The following is a 10,167-nucleotide window of genomic DNA, read 5'->3' as shown; positions in this document are numbered from 1 at the left end:
CCTCGACTGGGTCCGGGAACGGCTGGGTTAGTCACGCTGCACCAGGCCGGACGCACGACGAAGGCGGCTCCCACGAGTGAGAGCCGCCCTCGTCCGGGTCCGCTAGCTGTCCACCCGGACGATTGTCGAGCCTGAGCCGTCGGCGCCGTCGGAGTACTGCAGGCGGCCCAGGTACCTCGTGCCGGCGGTCAGGCCGGCCCAGGAGGCGGTCACGTTCGTCTGTGCGGCCACCTGGACGGACTGGCTGGCCGGGGTGACCGTGAGGTTGCCCTCCGCGTTGAGCAGCTCCCAGTGGTTGAGCTTCACCGCCTGCTCGTCGGCTCCGGCGAACAGGTCGACGTACACGTCGTACGACCCGCCGGCCGGCGCCGGGAGGTTCACCTCCTCCTCGGCCGATCCGCCGGCACTGCTGCCGAGCAGAGTCGTCGTACCGCTGCGGTAGACGAAGACGTCGATGTCGGTGCCCGCCGGGTAGTCCGCGTCGAACGTGGAGAACCGGGCGTGCTTGGTGCCGGCCGGGACGTTCACGGTGAACTTGGCCACGTGGTCGTTGACCGCCGGGTTGGTGGTCGGGAACGACACCCCGCCCGGGTTCTTCAGCGCGGCCTCTGCCACGGTGGCGGCTGTCAGGCCGACCGCGGTCGTGTTCAGCGTGCCGGTGTACCCGGCCGTGATCGGCACCTGCAGCGACCCGGCGGTCCCGGTGCCGCTGACCTGCACCGGCGCCTTCACGGTCAGCGGCTTGATCGCCACCGTGCTGGTCACCGCGTGCTTCGACGACTTCCACGTCAGCTTGCCGAACGTGTACTGCTCCAGCGGCGCGCCGGTGTTCTCGACCGTCACCTTGTACGTCGCCGTCCGGCCCGGCAGCGTGACCAGGATCCGCGGTGACACCGTCACCTCGAAGCCCTTCAGCCCCTCGACCTTCGGAAAGTAGACCTCCGGCAGCTTGCCGACGTTGCGGACGGTCCGGGTGACGGTCTGCTTGCCGGCCAGGTCGCCGACCGCGATGGTCGGGTAGTTCAGGTCACTCGGGTCGATCTTGCCGTTGGCACACAGCCCGTGGGTCGCCGGCACCTGCCCGGAACCGCAGACGAACTTGGTCCAGTCCTCGTACGACGAGTCGTAGACCAGCCCCGGGTCCATCGCCTTCTTCGGCTGGACGAGGCCCGAGCCGTAGCCGAACGGGGTGCCCGGCGAGCCGGAGTCGTTCTGGATCGGCTTGCCGCTGGTGTCCTTGTCGGTGCCGGTGGTGAGCAGGGCGGACTTGATCGCCATCGGCGACCAGGTCGGGTGCTTGCCCTTCAGCACGGCCGCTGCGCCGGCGATGTGCGGCGAGGCCATCGACGTGCCGCTCATGAACGCGTACTCGCCGCCGGCCGCGCTGAACGCGGTGGTCGCGGCCAGGACGTTCGTGCCCGGCGCCATCACGTCCGGCTTGAGCAGGTCGCCATTGCCCGCGAGCGCCGGACCGCGGCTGGACGAGCTCGCGACCTTCGGTGCGGTCACCCGGACCGGCGTACCGGCGCTGATCGTGGCGGTCGGGTTCGCGGTGCCGCCGACGTACGCCTTGATCTCCGGCGCGGCCACGTGGTCGAGGTGCACGGTCGGAACCGAGTGCAGATCGGCGTCCAGCGTGCCGGCGGTGATGTTGACCAGGATCATGCCGACGCCGCCGGCGTTCTTGACCTGCAGGCTCTTCTCGACGCGGGCGTTGCCGCCGCGGTCGCAGACGACGATCTTGCCGGCCACCTTGGCCGGGTCGAGGGTGCCCGGCATGCACAGCAGCAGGTTGGCCGGGTTCGCGCCCGCGAGGCCGGCGTCCTTGGCCAGCACGACCGGCGTGCTCGGCAGGCCCGAGCCGATCCCGGCGCCGGTGTAGGCCTCGCCGTTGCCCAGCGTCACCGTGGTCTGGATGTCGCGGTCATGGGTGCCGTTGGCAACCGTCGTCACCCACGGGTAGTTCTTGCCGACCGTGCTCGCTTCGGGGCCGGTGTTGCCGGCGCTGGTGGCCACGAACACGCCCGCGCGGGCCGCGCGCAGGAAGGCGAGGCCGGTGGCGTTCACGAACGTCGAGCCGGAGCCGGAGATCGAGTAGTTCAGCACGTCGACGCCGTCGGCGACCGCGGCGTCGATACCGGCCACGATGTCCGCGTCGGTGCCGCTGCCGCCGCCGCTCTGGTCGACCGCCCACAGCACCTTGTAGATCGCCAGCCGGGCGTGCGGGGCGATGCCCGAGCCCTTGCCGTAGTCACGGCCCATGACGCTCATCTCGACGCCGTGGTTGCCGCCGGCGGTGCTGGCGGTGTGGGTGCCGTGGCCGCCGTAGTCGCGCGGCGACTTGTACTCCTCCGGGATCGGCCGGGTGCCGATGCCCTTGTCGAAGTACCGGGCACCGATCACCTTGTTGTTGCAGGCGACGGGCGCCTCCTCGCCGGCTTGGCAGGTGCCCTTCCACTTCTTCGCGACGATGGCGTCCGACGTCTTCGACGTCTTGATCGGGGCGAAGCTGGCCCGCTCCGGCACGAAACCGGAGTCGAGCACGCCGATGATGACGCCGTCGCCGGCCTTGTCGACGCCGCCCGCCTGCTGCCAGGCGCCGCCCTTTCCGGACAGGCCGAGGAACCGCGGGGTGTCCACGGTGTCCTGGTGCTGCAGCTCGCTCGGCTCCACGCTCTTCACGCCGGACGACTTGGCCAGCTTGACCGCCTCGTCGTGGGACATCTGTGCGGCGAAACCGGCGTACGTGTAGCTGTAGTCGTAGAGCTTCTTCACGGCCGGCGCCTTGGCCAGGACCTCCTGGCGCTCACGGGCCAGGTGCTGCACGTAGCCGACGACCTGACCGGCGCTCTTGAGCAACTTCCCCCCGGGAGCGACCCGGGTGGCGGGCAGGCCGGGGATGTCACCTCCGTACTCCGCCACCGGGGCGTCGTCGAGCTCGACGATGTAGGAGCCGGTCGACGACTCCTTGACCTGCGGATCGGCGACTGCGGGTGTTTCCTCGGCCTGGAGCGCGTCCGCGGCCCGGGCCGCGAGCGGTAGGCCGGCCAGCGACGCGACGAGCGCGGTGGCGACGATGATCGGAGTGCGGCGGGACACGAAGTTCCTCCAGGGCTTGGACGGCGCGATGGTGGAGCATGGCTCGCTGGACCGGTGACGACCGCACACACCACCCCCCAGCGGTGATCAGCGTCACGCGGGCCCGAGTATGCCGGTGGCGGGCACCGATGTCACGCTCGGCACCGCAGGTGTCAGCTGACAGCAAGGGAAAACCCGATGCCCGACCTGAGCGAGTCCATCACCGTGTCCGCGCCGGCGACGTCGGTCTACGGCCTGGTCAGCGACCTGCCCCGGATGGGCGAGTGGAGTCCCGAGTGCACCCGCGTCACCTGGTCGCCCCGTACGCCGGGCCCGGCCGCCGGTGCGCGGTTCGTCGGCCACAACCGGGTGGGCGCCATCCGCTGGTTCACCTTCGGCCGCGTGGTCGACGCCGTACCGGGCGAGCGCTTCAGCTTCTCCATCAACTTCGGGCCGGTGCCGATCTCACTGTGGACCTACGACTTCGCCAGTCTGGACGCCGGCTGCTGCCAGGTCACCGAGTCCTGGACCGACCACCGCCCAGCCGCCCTCCGCGCCCTCTTCCGCCCACTCTTCGGCGACCGCACCCGCCGCAACGACCGAGGGATCAAGGTCACGCTGGAGCGCCTGAAGGCCGCTGCCGAAGCTTCCGGCGGGCGATGACACCGACGATCACGAGCAGCACGACCGCGGCACCGGCGTAGGTGACGACCTGGACCCAGCGGGGGCTCTGCGAGCCGTCGTGCTCGGCCCCGCCCTCGACTCCTGTGGTCCGCACCGTGACGGTCATCGCTCCGCCGTCGTGGGCGAAGACCGCCGTACGGCCGGTTGTGGTGGACGTCGTACAGGGCACCGCGTGGCTCGCGTCGGGGCTGTGCGCCGAACAGGCCACCGAACTGACGTCGGCCGGCGTGGTCACGCGGATCTGGTCGACCGGGACTCTCAGGTCGGACCGTTCGGTCATCCGGCGGGGGTCGGGCCAGTTGAGTTCGTAGCCGCCGGGTACCTCGTCGAGGGCGCCGTGGACGCGGTACTTGAGGATGAAGGTCGTCTCACGCCGCCCGCCCGGCAGGTAGGGCAGGGGCTCGCCGAGCTGGATCCGCAGGTCGGACAGCCGGGTGTCCCAGCCGTCGATCCCGGTGCTCGTGAGCGGCCGCTGGTTCGGGTCCAGTTCTTTGGTCCGCAGCGGGACCGGGTTGCCGTCCGGGTCGGTGGCGGTGATGTCGGACACCTCCCAGACCCGGTCCGTCCCGCGGTCGCCGACCGAGGCGTCGAGCCGGGCGTCGTCCGGCCGCCGGAGCTGGACGACCCGGTCGAGTGGGCGCCCGGACTCGCCGCAGTCGTAGTCGATCGTCTCGGTGACGTCCAGGCCGCCGTCGGGGCGGACGTCGTACTGCGCCGTGACGCGGGTCACGGCCACGCTGCCGGGGTAGAACTGCGGCGTCTGCCCCACCACGATGACGAGGACCGCGGCCACGACGATGCCGAGGAACACCAGGGCGAGGATCCGGTTCACGGCGCCGTCGGTCATGATCGGAGTGTCGCCGACGGTGGGTTCAGGCGGGCTCCCGGTTTGGCCGGGGGCCGGACTTGTTGGTAATCTGGCTCTTCGCGCCCCCACGGGTGATGCTCAGCCGTGCGCGCGACAACCTTCCTGTACTGACCGCATACTCCTGATCGAGGCTCTGCTCCGTGGCGAACATCAAGTCCCAGATCAAGCGCAACCGCCAGAACGAGGCTGCGCGACTTCGCAACAAGTCGGTGAAGTCGACCCTCAAGACGGCTGTTCGTCGCTTCCGCGAGGCCGCCGACTCCGGCGACGCCGCGAAGGCGCAGGAGCACGCCCGCGTGGCCGGCCGCCTGCTCGACAAGGCCGCCAGCAAGGGCGTCATCCACGCCAACCAGGCCGCCAACCGGAAGTCGTCCATCTTCAAGAAGGCCGCTTCCCTCTGACGCAGCTCTGACGATCGGCCGTCCACCCGGACCGGCCGATCGTTGTGTCCCCTGAACCCAGCCGGTCGTCCGGCTGGGTTCCTTGTGTCCGGGGCGGGGTTGCTACGGCTACCGGCGGCCGTGGGCGCGGCTGACGGTGATGACCATCCGCTCGAGGGCGTAGCCGGCGTCTCCGGACGCGCCCTTCACGTCGGCGTCGGCCTGGGCCACCGCCTTGATCGCGGTCGCCAATCCACCCGGCGTCCAGCCGCGAGCCTGCTGCTTGAGCTGCTTCAGCTTCCACGGCGGTACGCCGACCTCCCGGGCCAGATCCGCCTCGCGCAGACCGCCGGGCGCGCTGGAGAACTTCGCGAGCCCCCGCAGACCGCCCGCCATCGCACTCGTCATCAGCACCGGCGCGACGCCACAGTCGAGTGCCCACCGCAACTGCTCGAGAGCCGGCTCCGTCCGCCCCGCGATCGCCGCGTCCGCGACCGCGAAACTGGTCACCTCGGCGCGACCGCCGAAGTACTGACCGATCAGCTCCGTGGTGACCGGCTGACCGCCCGAGTCCGACACCAGCTGCGAACACGCGCCCGCCAGGGCCCGGAGGTCATGACCGACCGCGTCCACCAGCGCGGACGCCGCCCGCTCGTCCACGCTGCCGCCGTGCAACCGGATCTCCCCGGCCACGAACTGCGGCAGCTCCCACGCCTTCGGCGCGGTCGCGACGACCTCGGTGACGGATGCCTTCCGCAACTTGTCGAGGACCGCCTTGCCCTTCTGGCCACCGGAGTGCACGAGCACCACCAGGACGTCCTCCGACGTCGCGCCGGCGTACTCGATCAGGTGCGGGGCCATCTCGGACGGGAGGTTCTCGAGCGCCCGCAGGACCAGCACCCGCTCCGACGCGAACAACGACGGGCCGGTCAGCTCCGCTAACACCCCGACGTCCAGCCCGACCGCGTCCAGCTCGGTCACCTCGACCTCGGCGCTGCCCTTGGACACCGCCGCGATCGCTGACCGGACGGCCCGGTCCGCAAGGAACCCCTCGGACCCCGTCACCAGCAACACGTCGCCGAGTTTCGGCGCAGCACCCCTACGACCAGCCACCCCGCCAGCCTCCCACACCCCACCGACACTCGGTTACTCCACCCGCAGGTCCGACATGAGCTCTGCCGGCCAAGACCACCCTCGCCCGCGCCGCCCGCCCGAACCCGACCTCGAGGGCGACAACTGACGGGGCGGTGACCATCCTCTGAGGGTCTTGAACAGGTAATAACCTGGTCAACGCCCCCAGATCCTGTCCACGGTTCCGGCTGGTCGCGCTCGCACTACGCGACCCGCAAGCCCGGATACCCATTGGAAGGGAGGCCTGGTCGGGGGCGAGGATGAGTGCATGGCCAAAGCCGTGCAGCCTGTCGACGCTCTCATCGTCGTCGACGTGCAGACCGCCTTCGTCTCGGGCGAGAACCCCGCACCCGACGCGATCCGCCTGCTCGACCACGTGAGCGACTTGCTCGACCGGGCGCGACAGGCAGGCGCGGTCGTCGTCCATCTGCAGAACGACGGGGCGCCAGGCGCCGACGACGAGCCGGGCACCCACGGCTGGGAGCTGTACCTGCCGACCGAGCCGGGACCCACCGAGCACGTGATCCGCAAACCCAGGGACGACGGGTTCGACGGCACGTCGCTCGGCGGAGTCCTCGTCGGGGCCGGTGTCCGGTCGGTGGCGATCTGCGGTCTGATGTCGGAGATGTGCGTGCAGGCCACCGCCAGAACGGCGCTGGCCCGCGGTTACCGCGTCGTTGTCCCACACGACGCGCACGCCACGTACGACGCCCCCGCAGTCCCCGGCGTCAGCGACGCCGTCCCGGCCCACGTGGTCTCTCGAGTCGCCGCCTGGGCCCTCGGCGATCGGGCAGAGAACACCGTCCCGGCGGCCGCCGTGACCTTCACCCGCAGGTCATCGTGAGATCGCCTGCTGGTTCGTGGTGATACTCAGCCGATCGCCCGAGTTGGTGATCGACAGGGCGCCCGTGGTGCTCGTGGTGACGGTCCGGGTGGACTGGTGGGACAGGAGCTCGAGGGTCCTCGGTGCTGGATGACCGTAGTCATTGTCACGGCCGGCGGAGATGACGGCCAGGCGGGCGCCGGTCGCGGCGATGAAGGCAGGGTCCTGCTGGGCCGAGCCGTGGTGCGGGACCTTGAGGACGTCGGCGCGAAGATCGACGCCGGTGGCCAGGATGGCGCGCTGGGACTCGGGCTCGAGGTCGCCGGTGAGCAGGATCCGGAGGCCGGAGGCTTCGGCCATCAGGGTGATGCTCGCGTTGTTCTCCGGGGATCCCTCGCCGGTCGACGGTGCGCCCGATCTGCCGTCCGGGGGCAACGCGGGGACGCGCGCGGGCCAGAGGTTCGTCCACCGGAGCGACCCGACCTCCCGTCTTTCTCGATAGGTCACCGTGCGCAGGGCGATCCCGTGGTGCGCTGCGAGATCAGCGACTCGGTCGTACTCGGCCGGCGGCGAGAAGTACGGCGTCACCTCGATCTCGCCGACCTTCCGATTCTCGAGTACGCCGGCCAACCCGCCCACGTGATCGGCGTGGAAGTGACTGAGCACCAGGACCGGGATGTACTCGACACCGAGGTCACGCAGACACCGATCCATCGCCGCAGGGTCCGGACCGGTGTCGACGACGACAGCCGCGGTGTCGCCGGCTCGCAGGACCAACCCGTCTCCCTGACCGACGTCGCACATGACGAAGAGCCAGTCGTCGGGCGGCCAGCCGATCGAACCGACCGGACGCAGGATGACGACAGCCAGCAGGACGACCGCGAGCACCATGGCGATCGGGCGCGCGAGGATGCGGTGCAGGCCGAACACCAAGGCGATGAGAGCACGGTCAGCAAGGTCACCCCGACGGCGGTAGCCGGCCAGGCGTTCGCGGCGCCCGGCAGGTCGGCGCCTTCGCGGGCTATCAGAATGATCCAGCGAGCGGGCCAGCCTGCTGCCCAGCCGATGAGTTGAGCTGCCTCGGTGCTGATGAGAGCCACGCCGGCCGCGGCGAATCCGAGAATGGTCGCCGGCCCCACGGCCGGTCCCGCCAACAGGTTCGCGCCAACGGCAACCAATGACACCTCGCCGGACAACCAGGCGACGACCGGCGTACAGGCGAGCTGGGCGGCGAGCGGACAGGAGATCGCGTCGGCCAGCCACGTCGGCATCCACTGCGCGAGCGCATCACGCCAGCCGGGGCCGAGGACGACGATGCCTGCGGTCGCGAGCACCGACAACGCGAACCCGGCCGACCTCGCGAGCGACGTGTCGAGCAGCAGCAGCGCGATCACCGCGAACGACAGGCTGCGGACTGCGCGACGCCGGGAGCCCCCGCCTGTCATCGCGGCCAGCGCGATCAGACCCATCGCGGCCGCACGGAGAACACTGGGCTGCGGTCTGGCGAGGACGACGAACACGACGACCGTCATCAGACCGACCGCGGTCAGTCCGCGAGCTCGTACGCCGATCAGTCGGGCGAACGGAAGGATGAACGCGAGCAACAGGGTCAGATTGGTGCCGGACACAGCTGAGAGATGCGTCAGGCCCGTTGTCCGGAAGTCCTCGGTGAGATCGCCGGGCAGGCCGGACTCGTCGCCCATCACCAGCGCAGGGACCAGGCCGCGTACGTCGTCCGGCTGGTCCGCGACGGATTCGCGGAGTCCCTCGCGGACTTGCTCGGCAGCGCGCAGCCACCAGGGTGGCCGTTCCGCATTCCTCGGCGCCGAACGGATCGAGAGCATCGCGGCCACGTCGGATCCCCGTTCGACCGCCTCGAGCCGGCCGTTCGCATCGACGCGCTGCCCGAAGCCCACTTGTTGCCAGTGCGTCGAGCCGATGACCAGCACCGGCGTCCGCACCCGGGTGGTGGTCCCCCGTGCCCGGACCTCCTCGATGGTTGCCTTCAGCACCACGTACGGCGGCCGCCGGCCGCCTGGGCTGCGTCGCACCGATGGATCGCTGTCGACCTTCAGTTTCACGCCCACCGAGGCGCTGTCGGCCGCCAACCCCACGACCGGGCCGGCTTGGAGCCCCTTGACCTGCAGTGCAGCCGCCACGCCCATCCCCGCGACCACAGCCAGCACGCCGACCACGGCCCACCCGGCCTGCCGGACAGCACGTCGCAGGAACAGAGCCAGCGCACCAGCCAAGGTAAGGGCGACGGCTGCGGTCAGGAAACCGATGAGAGGGGGTCGGGCCATCAGGACGACCGAGGTCAGCCAGGCGATGGCGGCCGGAACCAGGAGGCGGGCGTCCAGTGGTTCGCGGGGGTTGGTGGACTCGTCAGATGCGGACATGGGATTTCAGGGAGTCGAACTTCTTGGGGCCTACGCCGGAGACCTCCTGGAGTTGGTCGATCGTGGTGAACGGGCCGTTCTGGGTGCGGTAGTCGAGAATGCGTTGCGCCAGGACGGGGCCGACACCGGGGAGTGCCTCGAGTTGGTCGAGCGTGGCGGTGTTGAGGTTGACCGGGGTGCTGGCCGGGCTAGCGGGGTTGGCGGTCGCACCCGGGCCACTCGTAGCGCCGCCTGGCGGTGGCGCGGGTCGGCCGACGATGATCTGCTCGCCGTCGGTGACCTGGCGGGCGAGGTTGAGGGTGGTGAGGTCGACACCGGGCAGCGCGCCGCCGGCAAGGCTGAGTACGTCGGCGATGCGAGAGCCGGTGGGTGCGTGGACGAGACCGGGACGGCGTACCTTGCCGGCGACGTGGACGACCACAGTGCCGGCAGACGGGCTCGGAGCACCAGGCGAAAGCTGTGTCGCTCCTGCCACCGGGGACCCCGTGGCGACGACGGACGGTGGACGCGCGTCGGGCAGTGTTTCGGGGCGGGCTCGGAAGACAGACCACGTCGCCCAGGCCAGGCCGACGGACAGTACGGCGGCCAGGACCACGACATGACGTGGTGACAGGGTCCAGCGGGCCTCACGTAGTCGCTCGGGCCGGACAGTTTCGGGGATCCATCCACCTCGCACCTCCTCATCACGCTCCTCCAGTTCTTCCTCGGTCTCGTCGTGCCGAGGTGGCCGCGGCGCAAGACGCGCCAGCGCACGCTCGCGCGCACCCGGGTCGGGCGCGGCGGCACGGCGAAAGACCTTCACGC

The 10,167-nt window shown here is 70.5% G+C and carries 8 protein-coding genes and 1 pseudogene; 3 read left to right on the top strand and 6 right to left on the bottom strand.

Features of this window, described 5'->3' with window-relative positions:
* Window positions 1–102: 102 nt before the first annotated feature.
* Entirely contained in the window at window positions 103–3,099 is a 2,997-nt protein-coding gene (locus E1218_RS14170) for a S8 family peptidase (RefSeq protein WP_132320128.1), read from the bottom strand.
* Between the two features lie 177 nt (window positions 3,100–3,276).
* Here E1218_RS14170 and E1218_RS14165 point away from each other — a divergent pair, with 177 nt between their 5' ends.
* Complete coding sequence (locus tag E1218_RS14165; RefSeq protein ID WP_132320126.1) at window positions 3,277–3,741, top strand: SRPBCC family protein; 465 nt, start codon at window positions 3,277–3,279, stop codon at window positions 3,739–3,741.
* On the opposite strand, the gene E1218_RS14160 is transcribed toward E1218_RS14165, so the two are convergent.
* Complete coding sequence (locus E1218_RS14160; protein ID WP_132320124.1) at window positions 3,692–4,609, bottom strand: DUF2207 domain-containing protein; 918 nt, start codon at window positions 4,607–4,609, stop codon at window positions 3,692–3,694. The two genes, E1218_RS14165 and E1218_RS14160, sit on opposite strands and share 50 nt — an antisense overlap.
* 161 nt (window positions 4,610–4,770) lie before the next feature.
* On the opposite strand from E1218_RS14160, the gene rpsT reads away from it, so the two are divergent.
* Window positions 4,771–5,031, top strand: coding sequence for a 30S ribosomal protein S20 (rpsT, locus tag E1218_RS14155; RefSeq protein WP_132320122.1), 261 nt, complete (start codon window positions 4,771–4,773; stop codon window positions 5,029–5,031).
* Window positions 5,032–5,139: 108 nt separating this feature from the next.
* Here the strand turns inward: rpsT and holA are convergent, their stop codons facing one another.
* Entirely contained in the window at window positions 5,140–6,123 is a 984-nt protein-coding gene (gene holA, locus E1218_RS14150; RefSeq protein WP_132320120.1) for a DNA polymerase III subunit delta, read from the bottom strand.
* Window positions 6,124–6,409: 286 nt separating this feature from the next.
* Here holA and E1218_RS14145 point away from each other — a divergent pair, with 286 nt between their 5' ends.
* Entirely contained in the window at window positions 6,410–6,985 is a 576-nt protein-coding gene (locus E1218_RS14145) for an isochorismatase family protein (RefSeq protein WP_132320118.1), read from the top strand.
* Here E1218_RS14145 and E1218_RS37260 read toward each other — a convergent pair.
* The 3 genes and pseudogenes from E1218_RS37260 to E1218_RS14135 all read right to left on the bottom strand — a co-directional run bounded on the left by E1218_RS37260 (window position 6,977) and on the right by E1218_RS14135 (window position 10,165).
* The gene (locus E1218_RS37260) at window positions 6,977–7,768 is read right to left on the bottom strand and encodes a ComEC/Rec2 family competence protein (protein WP_233712219.1); all 792 of its coding nucleotides are present in this window, start codon (window positions 7,766–7,768) and stop codon (window positions 6,977–6,979) included. The two genes, E1218_RS14145 and E1218_RS37260, sit on opposite strands and share 9 nt — an antisense overlap.
* A 200-nt stretch (window positions 7,769–7,968) precedes the next feature.
* A pseudogene (locus E1218_RS37255) lies at window positions 7,969–8,667 on the bottom strand (ComEC/Rec2 family competence protein); the annotation flags it as partial.
* Between the two features lie 682 nt (window positions 8,668–9,349).
* Window positions 9,350–10,165 (bottom strand): ComEA family DNA-binding protein, encoded by an 816-nt coding sequence (locus E1218_RS14135; RefSeq protein ID WP_233712218.1) that lies wholly within the window; start codon window positions 10,163–10,165, stop codon window positions 9,350–9,352.
* Window positions 10,166–10,167: the final 2 nt, after the last annotated feature.

This window comes from Kribbella turkmenica (genome assembly GCF_004348725.1).
In the GTDB taxonomy this organism is placed as follows: domain Bacteria; phylum Actinomycetota; class Actinomycetes; order Propionibacteriales; family Kribbellaceae; genus Kribbella; species Kribbella turkmenica.
This window is presented reverse-complemented; position numbering and strand designations above follow the sequence as displayed.